We start from the raw sequence: 20,455 nt of genomic DNA, 5'->3' as shown, positions 1-20,455 counted from the left end.
CGATGCCCCAAATGAAACCCCATATGCCTCCCGTCGCTGCCATGACCCAACCCTCCGCCCCGCCGCAGCCCACCGCCGAAGACGGCAGCGAGACCGACTTTGTCACGGTGCTCGACATCCTGCTGGAAAGCCGTTGGCTGATCGCGATCATCACGTGCGTGCTGCTGGCTGCGGGCCTCGCGTATGCGATGCTCGGCAAGCCCGTGTTCGAAGCCAACATCATGGTCCAGGTCGAGGACAGCCCGGACACGTCGGCCGCCAAGTCGTTGCTCGGCGATGTCTCCGCGCTGTTCGACGTGAAGTCCTCGGCCGCCGCCGAGCAGCAGATCCTCGCGTCGCGCCTCGTCGTCGAACGCGCGGTCGACAAGCTCAACCTGTTCATCGACGCCGAGCCGAAGCGCTTTCCGCTGATCGGCGACTGGATCTCGCGCCATGCCGACGGCCTGTCCGACCCCGGCCTGGCCGGTTTCGGCGGCTACGCATGGGGCCGCGAGCATATCGACGTGCCGCGCTTCGACGTGCCGCGCAAGAACGAAGGCGATGCGTTCTCGCTGACGAACCTCGGCGGCAAGCGCTACCGGCTCGAAGGCGGCGATTTCGATGCGCCGGTCGAGGGCACGGTCGGCACGCTCGAGCATTTCAGCTCGCCGCGCGGGCCGGTCACGCTGCTGGTCGCGTCGATCGCCGCGAAGCCGGGCGCCGCGTTCGTGCTGGTGCGCAACTCGCGGCTGAAGACGATCGAGGACATCCGCGATCGCCTCAACGTGCAGGAGCGCGTGAAGCAATCGGACGTCGTCGTCGCCAGCCTGCAGGACACCGACCCGAAATGGGTCAGCGACACGATGAACGAGATCGGCCGCCAGTACGTGCGGCAGAACATCGAGCGGAAGTCGGCGGAGGCCGCGCAGTCGCTCGAGTTTCTCAGCGGGCAACTGCCGCAGCTCAAGCAGCAGCTGACCGATTCCGAGGCGCGCCTGACGAAGCTGCGCAACGAGCACGGCACGGTCGACCTCACCGAGGAAGCGAAGCTCGCGCTGGCGCAGACCGCCGACGCGAAGACGCGCCTGCTCGAGTTGCAACAGAAGCGTCAGGAGCTGATGTCGCGCTTCACCGAGCGGCATCCGAGCGTCGCGGTGATCGACGAGCAGATCGCCGCGCTGAACGGTTATCGGAATACGGCCGAACAACAGATCCGGCGCCTGCCGGACCTGCAGCAGGATACCGTGCGGCTGATGCTCGACGTGAGGGTCAACACCGACCTCTACACCGCGTTGCTGAACAACATGCAGCAGCTGCAACTCGTGCAGGCCGGCAAGACGGGCAACGTGCGCCTCGTCGACACGGCGGCGGTACCGGAAGTGGCGGTGCGGCCGAAGAAGGCGCTCGTCGCGCTCGCGTCGCTGCTGCTCGGGCTGCTCGCCGGCTGCGGCACCGCGATCACGCGCTCGATGCTGTTCCATGGCATCTCCGATCACAACGAGATCGAGCGCCGTCTCGGCCTCGCGGTGTACGCGACGGTGCCGATCAGCGACCATCAGCGCGACCTGGCCGAGGAGGCCGCGCGCAAGCGCGGTCACAAGTCGATCCTGTCGATCGACTTCCCGAACGAACCGGCCGTCGAGTGCCTGCGCAGCCTGCGCACCGCGCTGCAGTTCGCGATGCTCGAGGCGAAGAACAACATCGTGCTGATCGCGGGCCCCACGCCGGGCGTCGGCAAGACCTTCCTGTCGGCGAACCTCGCGGTCGTGATGGCGAGCGCCGGCAAGCGCGTGCTGCTGATCGACGGCGACATCCGCAAGGGCCGGCTGCATGACTATCTCGGTTTTCCGCGCGGGCGCGGCTTCACGGAGCTGATCGCCGGCAGCGCGCGCGTGGAGGACGTGATTCACCGCGAAGTGGTCGACGGTCTCGACTTCATCTCGACCGGGACGATGCCGAAGAACCCCGCGGAGCTGCTGCTGAACCGCAATCTTGCGGCGCTGATGGACGACCTGTCGTCACGCTACGACATCGTCGTGATCGACTCGGCGCCGGTGCTTGCCGTGCCCGATACCGGCATTCTCGGCGCGATCGCCGGCACCGCGCTGCTCGTCACGATGGCGGGCAAGACGAAGCTCGGCGAGATCGGCGAATCCGTGAAGCGCTTCGCGCAGAACGGGGTCCGCCTGAGCGGCGTCATCTTCAACGGCGTCAACCCACGGCTTGGGCAGTACGGATACGGGTCGAAGTACGGCGGGTACCGCTACGTCGCGTATGAATACGGGGCGCAGGATGCGTGACGCGCTCACCGCCGCCGGCGGCCCGGCCCGCGTATCCGGCCGCGCACCGCGCACGGAGGCGAGATGATCAATCCACGGGATTCGATCGTGTCGCTTGCCGGCGTCGTGCTCGGCCAGATCGCGCTGTTCGCCTGCATCTTCGTGATCGGACGGCGCTTCGGGCCCGACTCGCTCGGCCATTTCAACTATCTGCTCGCGCTCGCGACCTTCGTCGGCACGCTGCTCGCGTTCCGCTACGAACTCGCGTGCGTCGACGACAGGCCGGGCGAGTCGTTCAACGCGTTCGTCAACGTGACGGCGCTGAGCCTGGTCGTGACCGCGGCGGTCGGCGTCGTGATTGCCGTCGCCGGGCGCCGGGATCTCTCTCTCGTCGCCGTCTATGCGCTGGCCACGTTCGTGCAACTGGCCGCCGGTTCCTATTTGAACAGCCTCAGGCGTTATGGCTGGATCGCGCTGTCGCGCGTGGTGGTCAACGGCATGTTCCTCGCGGGCCTCGTGCTGTCGCTCGCCTGCCCAGCGTGCGGAAGGGTCGACGTGTTCGCGCTGTACACGTTGGCGACCGCGGCGGTGTCGATCGTGATGGCCGCGGCCATTCTGCTTTCCGGCTATCGCGCCGGGTACGCGTTCAGGCTGTCGCGCGCGTTCTTCGTCAGGAACCGCCGTTTCGCGCTGTACATCCTGCCGTCGACGCTGTGCGCGTCGGTGCTGACCTACGCACTGTCGATCGCGATTCCGCACTGGTTCGACGCGCAGAGCGCCGGCTACTTCGCGGCTGCGTACCGGCTCGGCTTCTTTCCGGTGTCGCTGATCGCGCAGAGCGTCGGCGGCGTGTTTCGCCGTGACGCGATCGGTGCGATGGCGCGTCCGGATGCGGGCGCGACCGTGCCGCGCGTGTACCGGACCTACGCCCGCGCGCTCGCGGTGCTCGCGGTCGTGTACATGGCCGGCGGGCTGCTGCTGTTCGCGCCGCTCGTGAACCGGTTCTTCGGCCCGAGCTGGCACGGCTCGGTCGGGTTCTATCACAGCCTGATGCCGCTGTTCGCGCTGCAGCTGATCTACGTGCCGCTGTCGCAGATCTTCCTCGCGACGCGCGCGCAGCGCGTCGATTTCCTGTTTCAGCTGACCTGCGGCGTGTGCCTGTCCGGTGCGCTGGGCATCGCGCGGCTGATGAACCTGTCGGCCCCGGCGAGCGTGCAGGTTTTTTCGCTGACCGGCGCGGCGCTGATGGCAGCCGGCATCGCGCTCACGTACCGGGTCCTCGACACGAACCTGTCCCGATCCCGCGCGCTGGCGTGAGATCGCCGCAACGACGAATGAGCACACCATGATCCTGATCGTCATCGATTCCCTCGAGCGCTACTACTTCGCGACCCGGCTCGTGAGCGCGGTGCGGCACGAATACGAGTTCGCGTTCCTGACGAGCGAGCCGGTCGCGCACCTCGGCCTGCTGCTGAGCGGCTATCGCTCGGTGTACCTGAACCGGCTGATGCCGATCGACGTGCCCGACGGGCACGCGGCCGACCGCACGCCGTACCCGCTGTCGATCGAGGTACTGAACGGGCAGATGACCGAGGCGCGCGCGAAGCGCGAGTCGGCGGCGATCTTCCATATCGCATCGGAGGTGCTGCGCGGCCTGCGGATCGAGCAGTGCGTGATGTGGAACGGACAGCAACTGGTGTGCCGCGCGGTGCGGCAGGCGTGCACGGTGTACGGTGTCGCGACCCGCTTCATCGAGATCTCGAACCTGCCGGGCAAGCTGTTCGTCGATTCGCTGGGCGTCAATGCGCTGTCGACGATCAGCCGCCACCCCGAGAGCATCGATCGGTTGCCGCTGCCCGACGAGCACATGCATGCGCGCTGGCTGTCGGCCTACGAGCGCTACAAGCAGATGCCGCTGCCGCAGGCGCGAACGTCGTTCGCGCGCAAGGCCATGTCGGCGACCAACTACGTGATGAAGGTGGTCAGCCGCGGCGTCGGCCGCCGGCGCCTGACGAGCGTGCGGGCGCGCAACGGGATGCCGGCGCCGCGCCAGGCCACGTACATGTCGGCGGACGCGCTGGCGACGAGCCGCTATGTGTTCCTGCCGCTGCAGGTATCCGGCGACACGCAAATCAAGCTGCATTCGGACGTCGACAATCTCGAGGCGATCCGCCGTGCGTTCGCGTTCGCGGCGAACGAGAGCGCCGACCTGTTCGTGAAGCTGCATCCGGCCGAAACCGATGCGGCCGAGATCGAAGCGATCGTGCGCCTGCAGGAGACGTATCGCTTCGAAATCGTCACGTCGCCGACGACGGACCTGCTGCGGCACGCGTATGCGGTCGTCACGATCAATTCGACGGTCGGGCTCGAGGCGATGCTGTACGGCAAGCGCGTGGTGTCGCTCGGCCGCTGTTTCTACAAGGAGTTCGATCGCGAGCGGCTGCTGAAGTACATCCATTCGTTCCTGGTCGACGGCATCGACTACTTCGGCGCCGCGCGCATTCCCGCCGATGCGGCCCGGCGCGTGTTCGAGAGGCGGCACTGACATGGGCGTCACGTTGCGACAGACCGCCGAGGCGATCGCCGAAGACTGCCGCCGCAATGCGTTCGTGAAGACGCGCAGCGTGGTGATCTTCTACCGCGTCGTGCACTACCTCGCGTGCCGGAGCCGGTTCACGCTGCTGGCCGGCGCGCCGCTGATCCTGCTCTACATCGTGCTGTGCGACTGGCTGATGGGCATCGAGATTCCGGTGAAGACGAAGATCGGCAAGGGGCTCGCGCTCTATCACGGCACCGGCCTCGTGATCAACGGCTACGCGGTGATCGGCGACTACTGCACGCTGCGGCACGGCGTGACGATCGGCAACACGATCCGGAAGGACGGCACGCTCGGCGGCGTGCCGACGATCGGCGATCACGTGGAGTTCGGCGTGCACAGCGTCGTGCTCGGCGCGGTGCGGGTCGGCGACGGCGTGCGGATCGGCGCCGGCGCGGTGGTGTTGCGTGACGTGCCCGACCGTTGCGTGGCCGTCGGCGTCCCCGCGCGCATTCTCGACAACGAACAGGAACCGACATGAAAGTGTTCATTCTGCATCCCGGCAAGGCGAACTATCCCGAGATAGCCGCTTACCGCAGCCGCCTGGGGAAGCACGGGTTCGAGGTATTCGACGGCGATATCGACGCGTACGGGCGCTTTCCCGATCGGGACGTCTGCATCCTGTGGTGCATCATGGGTTTCTATCGCACGCTGCCGCCCGCGCGGTTCGTGATTCACGATTACCGGTCGCTGTCGGTCGGCCGGCTCGCGGCCGTCAAGGATGGCGTGAAACGCGTGCTGAACGTGCGGCCCGATCTGCGGATCTTCCAGAACGAGCAGATGCGCGACGCGATGGCGTTTCGAGATGGCGTGCGCGCGTTGCTGCTGCCGATGGGCGTGCCGGACTGGATCTTCGCGCCGGCCGAGGCGGGGAGCGACCGTGTCGCGCCGATGCCGTCCGCCAGGTTCTGCTATATCGGCGAAATGAGCCGCGAACGCGGTTTTCAGAAGGTGCTGGCCGCCTATCGCGACGCGCGTCGCGACGCGTCGGACACGCTTGTGCTGGTCGGCCAGCCGGAGCCCGAGATCCACGCGGCGTTCGTCGATACGCCGGGTATCCGTTTCGTCGGCCGCGTGCCGCAACCGGACGCGCTGCGCATCGTCCGCGACAGCGAATACGCGGTGTGCTTCTTTCCGTATCACCGGCCGCATTGCTTCCAGACGCCGACGAAGCTGCTCGAGTACGCGTCGCTCGGCAAGAAGATCATCTGCAACGACGCGCCGTCGAACGTGCGCACCGCGCACGAACTCGGCATCCAGTGCCACGTCACCGGTGCGGCGATCTTCGACGAACTGTTTCCACTGTCGCGGGTCCGGGCGACCCGGCCCGACCCGGCGGCGATGCAGTCGCTCGAATGGGGCCGCGTGATCGAGCGCTCGGGCGTGCTCGCGTTTATCGATGCGGTCGCGGGGCGCCGTCCGGGTGCCTGACGACGTCATTCGCCGTCAGCGCGGCGGCTCATCCCTCATGGAACGGATTCCGATGAAGATCGTCCACATGGTCGAATCCAGCGCCACGGGCACGTTGTCGATGGTGTGCCTGATCGCGAATCGCCTGGCATGCGAAGGCCACGACGTGTATGTCGTCTACTCGGTGCGGCCCGATACGCCGCCCGGTCTTGCCGCGATGTTCGACAAGCGGGTGTCGCTGCGCCACGTCCAGATGAAAGGCGCGGGCCTGCTGCGGACCGCGGGACGGCTGCGCGCGACGCTCAACGAGATCGGCCCGGACGTCGTACACCTGCACTCGTCGTTCGCCGGCTTTCTCGGGCGACTGTCGACGCTGTTCGCGTTGCCGAAAGCGGCGTTCTTCTACAGCCCGCACTGCATCTCGTTCATGCGCCGCGACATCTCCGGCGTGAAGCGGCTGGCATTCGTCGGTCTCGAATGGGTCGCATGCGTGCGCAAATGCCTGTACGTCGCATGCTCGGAAAGCGAGGGCCGGGCGATCCGCGCATGGCTGCGCCAGCCGGTGGTGGTGGTCGAGAATGCGGTAATCGGCCGGCCGTCGTCGGTACCGGCGGGCGACGACGGCCGGCCGGCGGGCGGCCCCCTGCGGGTGGTGACGGTCGGCGGCATTCGCGCGCAAAAGAATCCGGCGCTGTTCGCGCAGATCGCGCACGGCCTGCGTGCGCGCGGCGTGCGCTTCGTCTGGATCGGCGACGGCGACGATGCATCGAAGGCGCGCTTGGCCGAGGCGGGCGTCGAGGTGACCGGATGGTTGCCGCACGACGAGGTCGCGCGGCGGCTTGCCGGCACGGACGTATACCTGTCGACGTCGTCGTGGGAGGGCATGCCGGTGTCGGTCATCGAGGCGATGCTGGCCGGGCGGCCCGTCGTCGTGTCCGGGTGCGCCGGCAATGTGGATGTCGTGCGCCATCTGCAGACCGGTGTGATCTACGCGTCGGCCGCCGACGCGGTCGCGTGGCTGGAGCGTCTCGCCGGCGACGGCGCGCTGCGCCGGGAGCTGGCACGGCGGGCGAGCGGCGAGGCGCGGCACCGCTTCGCCGAGGCGCGCTTGTTGGGCGAGCTCGTGCCGCTCTATGCTGCACGGGCGACCCGCTAACGACAGCATCCCCCATTTCGTGGAGAACCGTATGAATGTAACCCTCACCCCGGATGTCACCGTCGGCAACGACTTGCCGTTTGTCCTGTTCGGCGGCCTCAACGTGCTCGAAAGCCTGGACTTCACGCTCGACGTCTGCGGGACGTTCGTCGAGGTCACGCGCCGTCTCGGCATTCCGCTGGTGTTCAAGGCGTCCTTCGACAAGGCTAACCGCTCGTCGATCCACTCGTATCGCGGCGTCGGATTCGACAAGGGGCTGCGGATTTTCGACGCGGTCAAGCGCCGGTTCGGCGTGCCCGTGATCACCGACGTGCATGAAACCTGGCAGGCCGGGCCGGTGTCGCAGGTCGTCGACGTGCTGCAGGTGCCGGCGTTCCTCGCGCGCCAGACGGATCTCGTGGTCGCGATCGCGCAGACCGGCAACGCGGTCAACATCAAGAAGCCGCAGTTCATGAGTCCGACGCAGGTCGAGCACATCGTGTCGAAGTGCCGCGAAGCCGGCAACGACCGCGTGATCCTGTGCGAGCGCGGCTCGTCGTTCGGTTATGACAATCTCGTCGTCGACATGCTCGGCTTCCGCCAGATGCGCGACACGACGGGCGACTGCCCGGTGATCTTCGACGTCACGCACAGCCTGCAGATGCGCGATCCGGGCGGTGCTGCGTCGGGTGGCCGGCGGCGCCAGGTGCTCGACCTCGCGCGCGCCGGGATGGCGGTCGGGCTGGCCGGGCTGTTCCTCGAAGCGCATCCCGACCCCGACCGCGCGCGCTGCGACGGCCCGAGCGCGCTGCCGCTCGCGCTGCTCGACGCGTTCCTGCAGCAGGTGAAGGCGGTGGACGACCTGGTCAAGCGGCTCCCGCCGCTCGATGTCCGGTGAGCGGCGCGACGTATCGCGGGCCCGTGCGCCTGGTGCTGTTCGACGTCGACGGCGTGCTGACCGACGGCTTGCTGCACGTCACGCACGAAGGCGAGTGCATGAAGAGCTTTCACGCGCACGACGGGGTCGCGGTCGCGCTGCTGCGCGCGCACGGCATCCGCACCGGCATCCTGTCGGGCAAGCACAGCGGCGCGTTGACGTGGCGCGCGGCGCAACTCGGCGTCGACGTGCTCGTGAGCGGCTGCGACGACAAGGGCGCCGGTTATGCGGACATCAAGGCGCGGCAACGGGTCGACGATCATGAAGTCGCGTATGTCGGCGACGACGTGAACGATCTCCCGGTCATCGAACGCGTCGGCGTGTCGTATGCGCCGGCCGATGCGCATCGGCTCGTCCGCACCCGCGTCGACCATGTCGCGCGCGCGGCCGGCGGCCGCGGCGTCGCGCGCGAGGTGGCCGAGCATCTGCTGATGGAGGCCGGGCTGTCGCTCGACGACGCATACCGGCCGTTGCTCGAACAATGGAGCGGTCATGACCTCGTTCAATAACAGGCGGACGGTGCGCGTCGTGATTCCGGCGCGGTACGGTTCGGCGCGGCTGCCGGGCAAGCCGCTCGTCGATCTGGCGGGCGAACCGATGATCGTCCGCGTGCATGCGCGCGTGCGCCGCGCGCTGCCCGATACCGACATCGTCGTCGCGATCGACGACGCACGCATCGCCGAGGTACTGGACGCGCGCGGCATCCGGTTCGCGATGACCGATACCGCTCACGCGTCCGGCACCGACCGCGCGGCGGAACTCGCGCGGGCGTTTGGCTGGCCAGACACCGATGCAGTGCTCAACGTGCAGGGCGACGAACCGCTCGTGCCGACGGCGCTGCTGAGGGCATTCGCCGGATTTTGCGGCGCGGCGCCGGATCTCGGTGTCGCGACGGTCGCCTGCCCGGTCGGGCAAGTCGCGCTGCTCGACGAGCCGGCGATCGTCAAGCTCGTCGTGGATCGCCACGGCCGCGCGCTGTACTTCTCGCGCGCGGCGATCCCGTTCTGCCGCGACGGGCGGCCGGCGGCGGACGGTGCGAGCGGGACCGGGTTTCTGCGCCACATCGGCCTCTACGGCTACGCGAATGCGACGCTGCAGGCGCTGGCGAGCGCGGCACCGTGCGAACTCGAACAGCTGGAGAAGCTCGAGCAGTTGCGCGCGCTGTGGCTCGGCATGCCGATCGACGTGATGCGCTGGCCCGATGCGCCGCCCCCCGGCATCGATACGCCCGACGACGTCGCCCGTGTCGTCTCCCTTCTCAAACGGCAAACCCATGATGCGACAGAACCATATTGAATCCGCCCGGCAGGTCTTCGAGATCGAGTCGCGGGCATTGGCCGGCGTGGCCGCGCGGCTCGATGCGAATTTCGAGCAAGCGGTCGAGATCGTCCTCGCGTCGAGCGGCCGCGTCGTCGTATGCGGGATGGGCAAGTCCGGCATTGTCGGCAGGAAGATCGCCGCGACGCTGTCCAGCACGGGTACGCCGGCTTTCTTCATGCATCCGGGCGAGGCCTATCATGGCGACCTCGGCATGGTGACGCCGGACGACGCGTTTCTCGCGATTTCGAATTCCGGCGAAACGGACGAGGTGATCAAGCTGATTCCGTTCCTGCGCGGCAACGGCAACGACCTGATCGCGCTGACCGGCAACCCGGTGTCGACGCTCGCGAGCGCCGCGCGGGTTCATCTGGACATCGGCGTCGAACGCGAGGCGTGCCCGTTGCAGCTCGCGCCGACCGCGTCGACGACGGCAACGATCGCGATGGGCGATGCGCTGGCGGTCACGCTGATGCGGGCGCGCGGCTTCCAGCCGGAACACTTCGCGCGCTTCCATCCGGGCGGCTCGCTCGGCCGCCGGCTGCTGTCGACGGTCGACGACGAAATGGCGCGCGGCAACCTGCCGTTCGTGACGGAGGCGACGTCGACGCTCGACGTGCTCGACGCGATGACGCGCGGCCGGCTCGGGCTTGCGATCGTGAGGCGCGACACCGGCTGGGGCATCGTGACCGATGGCGACATCCGTCGCGCGATCGAGCGGCATGGGGACGGCGTGCTGCGGCGCACGGCCGCCGACATGATGTCGATCGAGCCGTCGACGGTACGGCCCGGGACGCGGGTCGAGGATGCGTTGCTGCTGATGCAGCAGCAGCGCATCGGCGCGTTGCTGGTGGTCGACGGCGGCGACGTCGTCGGCGTGTTCAAGAAATAGCGAACGGGCCGCGCCCGCCGCGTGGGGCGGCGCGCGGGAGACGTGCCGGCACACCGGCGTGCGCTATTGCAGGCTTTGCGTCAGCGCGGCGGATGCCGCGTCCTGACGAAACCGGCGCACGCGCAGGAACGTGACGAAATTCGAGTCGTGCTGGCTCGCGGCGCCGCCTTCCGGGTCGTCGAACGCGACGCGCAGCACCGCGACGAGGTCGTTGCCGTCGAATTGCCAGTCGACGTACTGGAAGCCGTGCCGTTTCGGATCGGCGTGCTGCAACACGACGCGCCGCGCGGTCCACTGCCGGAGATCGGGCGACGACAGCAGCACCAGCGTGTTGCGGACGCGTTCGAGGTTCATCCGCCCGGCGCTCTTCGGCACCGCATTCGTGATCGTCCAGTACTGCTTCGACTGCGGATCGAAGCGGATCGTGAACTTCTTCCCGGCGCCGGGCAGGTCGATGAAATCGCGTGCCGGGTCGAACGACAACGTGCGGCCGTCGTTGCCCGTCGCCACCAGCGCGGCCTTCTCCGGGCCGTTCGCGGTGTTCACGCGCAGCACGACGGCGGGCGCGGCGCCTTGCCGGCCGACCACGTTGCCTTCTTCCCATGACTGGAACCTGCCGTCGAGCCAGCGCTTGTCCGACGGCAGGTGCGCGGACGCGCGCCAGTTGCGGGCATCGAGCAGGTCGCGATCGACGGGCGCGGACAGGACCAGTGCACGCAGGTCGCCGTCCTCGACGCTTTCATACGCGCGCCACACGCGTCCACGATCGACGAGGACCGGCACCGGCCCGGTAATGTAGCGCCCCGCATAAGGCAGCAGCCCGGTGGACGCGTCGACCGGCGTGGTCCACGTTTCGCCGCCGTCTTCGGAGCGGCGAATCGTCGGCGTGCCCATCGAGCGGTTGGTCCCCATCAGGTACAGCGCACCGTTCAGCACGAACAGCGACGACCAGTACTGGTCCGGCACATCGCCAAGCTTCGACCAGATCGCGCCCTTGTCGTGCGACGTGAACACGGACACCCGGTTCTGCGCCGACGCGGCGCCGAATGTATCGAAGCTCGCGACATAGTCGCCGTTCGGCAGCACGGCCAGCGACGGCGAGCCGAGATAGACGCGCGTGGCGGCCGGGCTGTGCGCGATCACCTCGCCGGGCGGCGCGGGCACGGTTTGCGCGCGAACCGCCGTCACCATGCAGCCCAGGCATAGCGCCGCGATCGTCGACCGTTTCAGCGCGCGGAACGTCGAGGCAGGTCGAAGCGAGTTCATGTCAGGTGCGCGAGCGGCTTGCCGCCGGATGGGTTCGGGATGGGACGGGCAACCGCGCGCCGGTTGGGCGCGTCCTGGTCGGCCAGCACGACGAACAGCAGGATGGTGAGCCAGAGCATGCCATAGAGCACGTGATACTTGAACAGCAGGATCGGCAGCAAATAAAGCAGATACTTGCGCCGGCCCTTGCGGCGGAACAGCATGACAAGCGCACCGCCGAACACGACGGAACCGGCGATGCCCGCGGCGAACACGAGGTAGACGTAGAACGAACTGTCCCGCACCTGGTAGCCGCGCAGGTGCGTTTTCCCGACGTTGTTGCGCTCGTCCCAGAACAGGCCACCGCCGAACACGCCCGCGACGACATCGCGCTCGGTCAGCTCGGTCAGCACGAGCGTCCGGCTGCCGACCGCATCGTAATCGACCGACTGGTTCACCCGCTGATCGTACACGCCGTAGAGCCAGGGCACGCACGCGAGCGCGATGACGACGACGGCGATCCGCGTCCGCAGCCGCCCGCGCCCGGTGAGCACGTGCAGCCCGCACAGCGCCGCGCAGACGACCATCGACGCGACCGAGAAGCTGAGCAGCGCGGTGGCGAACCCGATGACGGGCGCGAGCGTGATGCGCCGCTTCGACAGCAGCAGGATCACCGCGCTCGGGACGACCGTCATCGCATAGAACGACGGTTCGGAATACAGGCCCAGCGCACGGATCGAAATCAGGCTGTCGGACAGCGCCTTGGTCGCATAGAGCGCTTCGGAGTCCGCTTCGCGCACGTAACTGTCGAAATCGATGAAGGTGCCGGTTCCGAGGTAGAAGACGAGCTGGAACGTGAAGAATGCGGCATGCACGTAGATCAGCGTCTTGCACGCGGTGTCGAGCGATGCCCGTGTGAGTACGCCGGCGGCGAACATCCAGTAGCTCAACGCGATGTACGTCTGGATCAGCACGAACTTGATGAAGAAGTTCACGTAGAAATCGCCGAACGCGGACAGGATGAAGGCGAGGCAGGTGCTGATCAGCCAGTACGTGCACACCGGAAACAGGTGGCGCTGCCGGTTCATCAGCGTCGGCGCGCGCAGAAAGGCGAGCGCGCACAGCAGCACATACGCGGCGAAGGTGGCCCGCACGCTGAACGCGTTGAGCGAGAAGAACAGTACGCTGGCTGAAAAGAGCAAGGTCGACATGCGTGTGCCCGATCGGAGGCTCCGGATCCGCTGCGTGCCGGCCGTGCCGGCGCCGCGCGGCGAGAGGTCGTGCGGCGCGTGGCAAGGTGCCCGCGGGGAGGGCGGGCATCGTGTCGCGCCGCGTCGCACGCGGAATGTGCGTTCGTCGTCCGGGACGAAGCGCTTCCGGCGACCGAGGATAGACGACTGGACAGTCGGGCGAGCCGGGCCGTCCGATCCGGGCGGCATTCTGTCCGTTTCGGGCGGGGTCGGCGGAGCGCGCGATGTGCCGGAGGCCGGCGAGGGCGTTCGCAGCGTACGATCCAGGCGCGGCCGTCACGGCTGAAACGCGAATCGCCCGCACAAGAACGGCGAATACAGTTCGATCGCCTCCTGAATCGGCACGTGGCGCCCGTACGCGGCGGCCGACACGGCCAGCAGCGAGCCGACGACGAGCACGCGAGAGCGTGCGTCGACACGCGGCGTGCCGTGTCGCCACACGAATGCCAGCGCGACCGCCGAGCCGACGAGCCAGCCGGCGACGACTTCCGATGGCGTGTGCGCGTCGTCGAACACGCGCGCGACGCCGATCAGCGCGCCGAGCGCGAGCCCGAGCCCTAGCGGCAGCGCTCGCGACGCGCTCGCCCGCGGTTGCATGCCACCGCTCAGTGCCAGCACGCACACCATCGGCCAGACTGCGGACGCGAGCATCGTATGCCCGCTGATCACACGAAAATGTATCGGGCGGATCTGGATACCGCAGCCGGCGTACAGCATTTTGGTCGCGCCGACGAGCGCCATGCCGGCCGCGAGCATCAGCGCCCACGACGCCGCGCGATGCCGTCCGGCCGTCGAGCGCACGAGCCACGCGATGCATACGACGGCCAGCGGCAGCGTCAGCGCCGCGTCGCCGAGATCGCTGACGGCGGCCCACATGATCGGATTCGTGATGGCCGCGCCGTCAGGCGGCCAGCAGCGCAGACATGCGGGTGGCCAGATAGCTTTCGAAATCCGCGGCCACTTCGGGGTGCCGCAGCGCGAACTCGACCGTCGCCTTCAGATACCCGAGCTTGCTGCCGCAATCGAAACGCGTGCCGTCGTAGCGATGGGCAAGCACCTGCTCGTCGGACAGCAGCGACTGGATCGCGTCCGTCAACTGCAACTCGCCGCCGGCACCCGGCCGTAGCGCGCGCAGATGCTCGAACACCTTCGGCTTCAGCACGTAACGGCCCACCACGCCGAAATTCGACGGCGCCTGCGCCGGCTCCGGCTTCTCGACGATGCGGGACAGCTTGAACAGGTTGTCCTCCCAGCGCTTGCCTTCGATCACGCCGTACGACTTCGATGCGTCGGGCGCGATTTCCTCCACGCCGATCACCGACGCGTGATAGTGATCGAACACGTCGATCATCTGGCGCAGCACCGGCGTCGGGCCGTCGAGCAGGTCGTCCGCGAGGATCACGGCGAACGGCTGGTCGCCGACCAGTTTCTCCGCGCACAGCACGGCATGGCCGAGCCCCAGCGCTTCGGCCTGGCGCACGTAGAAACAGTCGACGTGGCTCGGCTTGATGCCGCGAACCAGCGACAGCAGCTTTTCCTTGCCGCGCGCTTCGAGCTCGGCCTCGATCTCATAGGATTTGTCGAAGTGGTCTTCGATCGCGCGCTTGCTGCGGCCGGTCACGAAAATCATTTCGGTGATGCCCGCGTCGATCGCTTCCTCGACCGCATATTGAATCAGCGGCTTGTCTACGACGGGCAACATTTCTTTCGGGCTGGCTTTGGTCGCCGGCAGAAATCGCGTGCCGAGACCGGCAACCGGAAATACGGCTTTCGTCACTTTCAACATGATTTTCGAATTCCATCCGTTCAGGATCAGGCATCAACAATGCCGAGGGTAACCGGCGATGCGTGCATGCAATCGTCGCGCGCCGGTGCCATATCGTTCGCGCAGCCGGACTCGCGCGCCGTTCGACCATCGTATGAGTGTTCGCGTTTCGAGTGGAGACCGAATCTAGGCTGAATCCGACAGCGATGAACGGCGAATCGCGAATTGAGATTGCCGAATTCGAATATGTCTGATGCCATCTAGGAATTGTCGGCATGACGTCGATCGCATGACATAGATTCAGGCATCCATTACTGGACGGCCGGTCTCGGCGCCGCGCGTGCGGCATGCGACGATCGCCGTCGGCTCAGGAGCAGTCATGACCGAACGGGGCGATATCTTCGATGCAATTGCGGAATTCAACCGCGCGTATCTCGTGCTCGCGCAGCGCATATTGCGGATCGACTACGAACAGGGCAAGCGGCAATTGGGTATCTCGGATGAAATCGCCGCATCGATCGACGCGTTGACGCTGGACCAGATCGATGAACTCGCGGCCGGCGGCGAACTGGTTTGTGAATTTCGCGCCGAAAACGCGCCGGGCCGCGCTTGATCCGTTTTCAGACTTTATCGAATGGATGTTCCGGTCGCGCCGTTTCACGAGATCGGATCGTCGCGGCCGTTCGTTTTTTACCCCAAGAGAATGTGGAGGAGTTGCATGCCGGGTTATCGCGAATTGAAGGCGCAAGCCGATGAATTGATGAAGCAGGTCGAGGAGGCCCGGCTCGCCGAACTGGAGGCCGTCATACAGGAGATTCGCACGCGGGTCGCCGAATATGGCCTGACCGCCGGACAGATATTCGGGCGCCGCGGCGGCGCGGCGAAAGCGACGCCGCGAAAGCGCGTGTCGGCGCCGCGCTATCGCGACCCGAAGACCGGCGCGACGTGGAGCGGGCGCGGGCGCGAGCCGGCCTGGATCAAGGGCGGCCGTCGCGACCGGTTCCTGATCGAGCGCAGTGCCGGTTGAGCGTGAAGACTTTCGACTTCCGCTTCGCGGCGGCGGAGCAGTCGTTTGCGAAGTGTTGGCCCGGGGATTCCGCGACGTATGCATAGGAGACCGGCGTTGCCGGTCTTCTGATACATGCCGTCATCGAATATTTGAACACCGGCCTTGGCGGTGTTCGCGCTCGCGTCACCTGCTGAGTGCGAATTCGCAGGACAGGATTGTTTTTCCCGATCACAATCAGTCTTCCTGTGTCAGCCGAAACAAGACGCCAGCGATAGCGCGAATCTTGGACTGTGCGGCTAGCTGGAATGGATAGGCGACGAAGTACGACAGGTGCGACCGCCATAAGCCGCTCACTCAGAGACTCGAACCCGTCTCCCGCCAGGAAAATAAGCAATACAAATCAATAACCGGAAAGCTACGAGTTCGCGTCGCGGTGATGGCTGTCGAAAATCCGCCTTGCTTCTCGGAAGCGGTCCGCATTCTCGGCGATCCAGGTCCACGGCGGGACCACGCGAACGAGCAGGTCCATGCCCATGTCGGATAACTCGTATTCGACTCTAGCGGGCACTTCATCGAAATCGTGACGGAGCACAAGACCGTCACGTTCGAGTTGTCGTAACGTGCGCGTCAACATCGGCTGAGTCACCCCGTGCATGCGCCTGCCGTACACGCCGAGCGTGTGAAAGCAATGTGGCAGCTGCCAGGAGTGGCTTGTCGGCGGTCGCTGACGGCGCGGAGGATGAGATAACGGGTTAGGGGCGGCATCAGCCGGTTCGACGCTACCGCGATGCCATTCGACCGGGTTCGGCCAGAACCGGCTCTTGGACAAGCAACGCCGAATCGTTGACAATTCGCTTTCTCACATTGGACTTACCACTGCCGAGATAATATGCGCATCAACGTTGCAGTCTCCGATCGCACCGCCCAGTATCAAACAATTGCGCTGATACTGGTCTCGATGTTTTGTTTTGCGGTCGTCGATGCACTGGGCAAAGCGGTAGCCCTCAACTATCCAGCTAACGAGGTGACATTCTTCCGAATGCTGTTCGGGATTGTGCCGGCTGTTCTCGCCAGTCTTCATGGTGGTTCGCTTGGCCCTCGGATCCGAAGGATCGACCTTCGCGGACAGACAATTCGTGCACTCACGCTTCTCGGTGCCTCAGGACTCTTTTTCGCGGGCTTGCCGTATCTGCCGTTGAGCGAGGCAGTGGCAATCGTCTATTCGGAGGCTATTTTTGTTGTTGTCCTCGCCCCTTTCTTGCTTGGGGAACGCTTACTCGCGCGAAATGCCGTTGCCGCGTCCGTAGGCTTTGTCGGGGTCCTTCTAGTAGTCCGACCTCAGGGCAGCTTGTCGAACTTCCTTGGCCCAGGTCTGTTGCTACTGAGCGCTTTGTGCGGTGCTCTTTCTATGATTCAGCTTCGCAAGCTCAAAGCTGGCGATGACTCAAGCATTACGGTGCTTTTCTTCACAGCCTTCGGGACTGCCGTTACGGGTGTTTCTTTATTGTTTGCCTGGAGGACTCCGACACTCAAAGACTTATTTATCTTAGTGCTGCTTGCAATATTTGCGACAGTCGGCCAGATTTTATTTACGGTGGCAGTCCGGCGTGACAGCGCTGCGAAACTGGCGCCCTACACTTACACAAGTATCATTTGGGCAACGCTTTTCGGCTTCTTCGTATGGGGCGAAAAGCTAGATGTCGTTCCAGTCGTCGGAATCATTGGGATTGTCGGGAGTGCAATCGCTGTCGCCATCCGGGAAGAGCCACCGGAGGGACCCGCAGTCTAGTCTGACAAGCAGGCTTGGCTGTGATTGGCCGATACGAGTCGATGCACACGCGACAGAACTGTGTCGACCGCGAACGACCGGGATCGAGGAAATTGAAGGCCCCCTATGGGTCGGCTACAGCCGATCGTGTTGGGCGGAAACCGGCCAAACGCGGAAGTTCGCTATGTCAACGTCAACGTCCGATGCAGCCTGCCAAGAGAAGTTGAGCTCGGGCCATCCGGCGTCCTGTCAGGATAAGTGCATTATCCGAATCATTGAACAAGATTAACGCGCGAACGGACGCCGTTAGCCGTATCTGCGAACTTCAACACCCGCCGCGCGGCTAGCCGGATCGGCAATGCTGGCGTCGTGACAGCTTGACCGGCCCAATGCGATCGAGTTCGAGGCGTCAGATGACCGACGCCTGCAAACGCCTCACTCGAACGTGATGAACTGTGCCGACGACCATACCTTACTGTCGTTGCGCTGCCGCCCGAAGAAATAGACGGGGCGATACCCGAACGATGCGTTGTCGGGCGCCACGTCGATGCTGCCCGCGAGATCGACGGGCAGCGGCTTGTCTGTCAGCCGTTCGACCGCGACGAAAAGCTCCGTGCCGCCGAGTGCGTGTGTCGCCGATTCGCGCGCGAGCAACTCCGCGCCGCTGATTTCGAAGCGGAACGCAGGGGCGTGCACGAACGGATTGCGTTCCAGCGGGTCGCCGACCTTCGCGAAGCTGTCGATCGTGCCCTCGACCACGATCGTCGCGGCGGCGAGATTGCCGACGTCGAGTTCGATGCTGTCCGCGTCGCCGTAGGTGTCGCTGCGGAACTCGATGTCGGTCGCGCCGGTGCGCCATGCCGACTCCTCGACATGCTCGAACCCGTTCGACCCGAAACGGTGAATCGTGCCGTTGACGATCCGGATCCGGCCGCGCCACGCAGCCCAGCGATAGCGGTCGCGGATGCGTGCACCGCCCCAGCGGACCCGGACCAGCCGCTCCGCGTAGCCGAGTTCCGCGTGCAGGTTGCGTTCCCACAGCAAGCCATCGTGATCATACGCGGCCACGTATTCCCAGCCCGACTGGCCGAGCAGCCGATAGTCGAGCCGCGCCGGCCCTTCGTGCGCAAACGCGTCGCCTTGCCGGTGATCGCCGCAGCGCACCAGCAGCGCACTGTGCTCGCCGGTCGTCGCCCACGTGCGGCGCGCGCGCAGCGCTGCGCCGACGTGCTTTCGATCGAGCACGGGCGCCAGCACGCCCGTCAGCCCGCCATGCACGCCGAAGACCTGCACGCCGGGTGCGCCGCCGCCGGGCCGGCCGCGATGTTCGTCGCCGCTGGCCGCGACGCCGAGCTGATAACCCCGTGCGATCACGTCCTGGTACAGCCAGCCGAAATGGCCCCACGACGATGCGATCTCGACGAGCCGCTCGAGCTCCGGATGATGCCAGTCGGGGATATAACGACGACCGCCCACGTGTGGCATGACCAGATGTTGCGCGGCATTGTCCGCATACGCATCCCACAGTTCCTCGACGGGCCAGCGGCCGAGTTCGACCGCATGACCCTTCATGTCTTCGTTCCAGACCAGCGTGCGATTGTGCTCGCCGCGCGCGTTGTACGGGAAATCCGGTTGGTCGTCGCCGAGGAACACCACGTTGTGGTCGCCCCCTGCCGTCGAGCTGCCGCACCATTCCTGCACCGGATACACGACAAACCGGCCCGCTTCGTTGAAGCGCTCGACCGCGTCGACGCCGAGCCGCCAGTTCTCGTCGGTGATCTGGAAGTCGTTCGCGGTGTAGCCGAGCACGTCGATACCGCCGATGTCGCGTGCGTAGCGCGCGTTGTACTCCGGACTGTTGGTACCGACGGTGTCATGTGCGTGCACGTGAAGGTCCGCATACAGCGCCCGCGGCACGGGCAGCGACGCATCGACCGTCAGCCACGCTTCGGCCGCACGCACGTCCGGGTGCCCCGGTACGTCGGCGACGATGCGCAGCGTGCCCGCGTCGACCGGCAGGTCGTCCACCGCACAACTCGCAAAGCCTGTATGGGGCAGCGCGTGTTCGCGCCGGGAAACGATCTCGCCGCGGGCATCGTACGCGACGACCCTGGCATGACCGCCGACATCGCGGCACGCGTTGCCCCAGCGGTCCTGAAGCGACAGCCGGAACGGTGCGCGCGTGCCGGGCCGCACGAAGCGCGGGCCGTTCAGCAGCACGTCGGACGGCGCACCGGCACGGATGTCGATCGACACGTCGCCGGGCACGGCGACGAAGCGCGACGTGCCGAGCGGGTCGACGTAGAGCCGGAAGCGGAAGTTGTCTTCGGCGAAGGTCTGCACGCGCGTGCCGGGGCCGCGGCGGCGGTCGCCAAGACGGATCACGATCCGGTCGCCGGCATTCACGTAGCCGTCGACGATGTCGACGATCACGGCCTTCTGGAACGGCCGCTCATGCCCCTTCTGATCGAAGCGCACGTTCAGCGCCTGCACGGTGGCCGGGCTCTGGCCCGGCACGAGCGGCGCCGCGTGGTACTCGGCGCTGATGTAGTTCGCGGCGCTCGGGTCGCTCGTCTGGAACAGCGCCCAGTCGGAATAGAACTTGAAGGTCGCCTTCAGCCAGCCGCCGTCGGCGATGCCGGACGAGCCGACTTCGTAGTCGAGCACGATTTCGCTCCACTCGCCGGCTTCGAGCCGCGTGAGGTTGCATTGCACGCGTCCGGCGAACGGCAGGCGTTTGTGGCGTTCGTAGAGCCCGTCGGGCGCAACGTGCGGGCCCAGGCGGTCGCGCAGCGCGGCGGCGCGTGCGTCAATGGTATCGATGGCGTCGTGGGATGCGTTCATTGTGGAATGCAAAATGATGTCGAGGGAAG

The 20,455-nt window shown here is 66.2% G+C and carries 18 protein-coding genes and 1 pseudogene; 13 read left to right on the top strand and 6 right to left on the bottom strand.

Annotated features, from left to right (window positions below; all coding sequences use genetic code 11):
* The first annotated feature begins 41 nt into the window (after positions 1-41).
* The 10 genes from WJ12_RS18580 to WJ12_RS18535 all read left to right on the top strand — a co-directional run bounded on the left by WJ12_RS18580 (position 42) and on the right by WJ12_RS18535 (position 10,545).
* Positions 42-2,279: a polysaccharide biosynthesis tyrosine autokinase gene (locus WJ12_RS18580; protein ID WP_059557970.1), complete on the top strand. Its 2,238-nt coding sequence runs from the start codon at positions 42-44 to the stop codon at positions 2,277-2,279.
* 63 nt (positions 2,280-2,342) lie between these two features.
* Entirely contained in the window at positions 2,343-3,575 is a 1,233-nt protein-coding gene (locus WJ12_RS18575; protein WP_059557969.1) for a lipopolysaccharide biosynthesis protein, read from the top strand.
* A 28-nt stretch (positions 3,576-3,603) separates the two neighbouring features.
* Positions 3,604-4,803 carry a capsular polysaccharide export protein, LipB/KpsS family gene (locus tag WJ12_RS18570; RefSeq protein ID WP_059557968.1) on the top strand — a complete coding sequence of 400 codons (1,200 nt, stop codon included), beginning with the start codon at positions 3,604-3,606 and terminating at the stop codon, positions 4,801-4,803.
* A gap of 1 nt (position 4,804) precedes the next feature.
* Positions 4,805-5,335: a serine O-acetyltransferase gene (locus WJ12_RS18565; protein WP_034190910.1), complete on the top strand. Its 531-nt coding sequence runs from the start codon at positions 4,805-4,807 to the stop codon at positions 5,333-5,335.
* Positions 5,332-6,285, top strand: coding sequence for a glycosyltransferase (locus WJ12_RS18560; RefSeq protein WP_059557966.1), 954 nt, complete (start codon positions 5,332-5,334; stop codon positions 6,283-6,285). The genes WJ12_RS18565 and WJ12_RS18560 overlap by 4 nt, the downstream gene beginning before the upstream one ends.
* 52 nt (positions 6,286-6,337) lie before the next feature.
* Entirely contained in the window at positions 6,338-7,420 is a 1,083-nt protein-coding gene (locus WJ12_RS18555) for a glycosyltransferase (protein ID WP_059558017.1), read from the top strand.
* A gap of 31 nt (positions 7,421-7,451) precedes the next feature.
* On the top strand, positions 7,452-8,297 hold the full coding sequence (kdsA, locus tag WJ12_RS18550) for a 3-deoxy-8-phosphooctulonate synthase (protein WP_059557964.1): 846 nt from the start codon (positions 7,452-7,454) through the stop codon (positions 8,295-8,297).
* Entirely contained in the window at positions 8,294-8,845 is a 552-nt protein-coding gene (locus tag WJ12_RS18545; protein ID WP_059557962.1) for a KdsC family phosphatase, read from the top strand. Before kdsA ends, WJ12_RS18545 begins: the two co-directional genes overlap by 4 nt.
* The gene (gene kdsB / locus WJ12_RS18540; RefSeq protein ID WP_059557960.1) at positions 8,829-9,632 is read left to right on the top strand and encodes a 3-deoxy-manno-octulosonate cytidylyltransferase; all 804 of its coding nucleotides are present in this window, start codon (positions 8,829-8,831) and stop codon (positions 9,630-9,632) included. The genes WJ12_RS18545 and kdsB overlap by 17 nt, the downstream gene beginning before the upstream one ends.
* Complete coding sequence (locus WJ12_RS18535) at positions 9,610-10,545, top strand: KpsF/GutQ family sugar-phosphate isomerase (RefSeq protein ID WP_059557958.1); 936 nt, start codon at positions 9,610-9,612, stop codon at positions 10,543-10,545. The genes kdsB and WJ12_RS18535 overlap by 23 nt, the downstream gene beginning before the upstream one ends.
* Positions 10,546-10,608: 63 nt before the next feature.
* Here WJ12_RS18535 and WJ12_RS18530 read toward each other — a convergent pair whose 3' ends face one another.
* From WJ12_RS18530 to galU, 4 genes are all read right to left on the bottom strand, one after another.
* The gene (locus WJ12_RS18530) at positions 10,609-11,736 is read right to left on the bottom strand and encodes a sialidase family protein (RefSeq protein ID WP_059557957.1); all 1,128 of its coding nucleotides are present in this window, start codon (positions 11,734-11,736) and stop codon (positions 10,609-10,611) included.
* 71 nt (positions 11,737-11,807) lie between these two features.
* Positions 11,808-13,001, bottom strand: coding sequence for a hypothetical protein (locus WJ12_RS18525; protein WP_059557955.1), 1,194 nt, complete (start codon positions 12,999-13,001; stop codon positions 11,808-11,810).
* 315 nt (positions 13,002-13,316) lie between these two features.
* A complete protein-coding gene (locus WJ12_RS18520) occupies positions 13,317-13,916 on the bottom strand; it encodes a phosphatase PAP2 family protein (RefSeq protein WP_059557953.1) in 600 nt (199 codons plus the stop codon).
* 25 nt (positions 13,917-13,941) lie between these two features.
* Positions 13,942-14,826, bottom strand: a complete 885-nt coding sequence (gene galU, locus WJ12_RS18515; RefSeq protein WP_034190918.1) for a UTP--glucose-1-phosphate uridylyltransferase GalU — start codon at positions 14,824-14,826, stop codon at positions 13,942-13,944.
* A gap of 319 nt (positions 14,827-15,145) precedes the next feature.
* Between galU and WJ12_RS18510 the strand changes: the two genes are divergently transcribed.
* Complete coding sequence (locus WJ12_RS18510; RefSeq protein ID WP_226104033.1) at positions 15,146-15,418, top strand: flagellar transcriptional regulator FlhD; 273 nt, start codon at positions 15,146-15,148, stop codon at positions 15,416-15,418.
* A 105-nt stretch (positions 15,419-15,523) separates the two neighbouring features.
* Entirely contained in the window at positions 15,524-15,832 is a 309-nt protein-coding gene (locus WJ12_RS18505; protein WP_059557951.1) for an H-NS histone family protein, read from the top strand.
* A 397-nt stretch (positions 15,833-16,229) separates the two neighbouring features.
* Here the strand turns inward: WJ12_RS18505 and WJ12_RS37115 are convergent.
* A pseudogene (locus WJ12_RS37115) lies at positions 16,230-16,496 on the bottom strand (winged helix-turn-helix transcriptional regulator); the annotation flags it as partial.
* 207 nt (positions 16,497-16,703) lie between these two features.
* Between WJ12_RS37115 and WJ12_RS18495 the strand changes: the two are divergent.
* Entirely contained in the window at positions 16,704-17,603 is a 900-nt protein-coding gene (locus tag WJ12_RS18495; protein ID WP_034190921.1) for a DMT family transporter, read from the top strand.
* 414 nt (positions 17,604-18,017) lie between these two features.
* On the opposite strand, the gene WJ12_RS18490 is transcribed toward WJ12_RS18495, so the two are convergent.
* On the bottom strand, positions 18,018-20,426 hold the full coding sequence (locus WJ12_RS18490) for a hypothetical protein (protein WP_059557946.1): 2,409 nt from the start codon (positions 20,424-20,426) through the stop codon (positions 18,018-18,020).
* Positions 20,427-20,455: the final 29 nt, after the last annotated feature.

This window comes from Burkholderia seminalis (genome assembly GCF_001718535.1).
Taxonomy (GTDB): Bacteria; Pseudomonadota; Gammaproteobacteria; order Burkholderiales; family Burkholderiaceae; genus Burkholderia; species Burkholderia seminalis.
This window is presented reverse-complemented; position numbering and strand designations above follow the sequence as displayed.

Bases quoted from the DNA above. Each gene is read 5' to 3' on its own strand.
- WJ12_RS18580 (WP_059557970.1), top strand. From the start codon at position 42: ATGACCCAACCCTCCGCCCCGCCGCAGCCCACCGCCGAAGACGGCAGC.
- WJ12_RS18575 (WP_059557969.1), top strand. From the start codon at position 2,343: ATGATCAATCCACGGGATTCGATCGTGTCGCTTGCCGGCGTCGTGCTC.
- WJ12_RS18570 (WP_059557968.1), top strand. From the start codon at position 3,604: ATGATCCTGATCGTCATCGATTCCCTCGAGCGCTACTACTTCGCGACC.
- WJ12_RS18565 (WP_034190910.1), top strand. From the start codon at position 4,805: ATGGGCGTCACGTTGCGACAGACCGCCGAGGCGATCGCCGAAGACTGC.
- WJ12_RS18560 (WP_059557966.1), top strand. From the start codon at position 5,332: ATGAAAGTGTTCATTCTGCATCCCGGCAAGGCGAACTATCCCGAGATA.
- WJ12_RS18555 (WP_059558017.1), top strand. From the start codon at position 6,338: ATGAAGATCGTCCACATGGTCGAATCCAGCGCCACGGGCACGTTGTCG.
- kdsA (WP_059557964.1), top strand. From the start codon at position 7,452: ATGAATGTAACCCTCACCCCGGATGTCACCGTCGGCAACGACTTGCCG.
- kdsB (WP_059557960.1), top strand. From the start codon at position 8,829: ATGACCTCGTTCAATAACAGGCGGACGGTGCGCGTCGTGATTCCGGCG.
- WJ12_RS18535 (WP_059557958.1), top strand. From the start codon at position 9,610: ATGATGCGACAGAACCATATTGAATCCGCCCGGCAGGTCTTCGAGATC.
- WJ12_RS18530 (WP_059557957.1), bottom strand. From the start codon at position 11,736: ATGGTGACGGCGGTTCGCGCGCAAACCGTGCCCGCGCCGCCCGGCGAG.
- WJ12_RS18525 (WP_059557955.1), bottom strand. From the start codon at position 13,001: ATGTCGACCTTGCTCTTTTCAGCCAGCGTACTGTTCTTCTCGCTCAAC.
- WJ12_RS18520 (WP_059557953.1), bottom strand. From the start codon at position 13,916: ATGTGGGCCGCCGTCAGCGATCTCGGCGACGCGGCGCTGACGCTGCCG.
- galU (WP_034190918.1), bottom strand. From the start codon at position 14,826: ATGTTGAAAGTGACGAAAGCCGTATTTCCGGTTGCCGGTCTCGGCACG.
- WJ12_RS18505 (WP_059557951.1), top strand. From the start codon at position 15,524: ATGCCGGGTTATCGCGAATTGAAGGCGCAAGCCGATGAATTGATGAAG.
- WJ12_RS18495 (WP_034190921.1), top strand. From the start codon at position 16,704: ATGCGCATCAACGTTGCAGTCTCCGATCGCACCGCCCAGTATCAAACA.
- WJ12_RS18490 (WP_059557946.1), bottom strand. From the start codon at position 20,426: ATGAACGCATCCCACGACGCCATCGATACCATTGACGCACGCGCCGCC.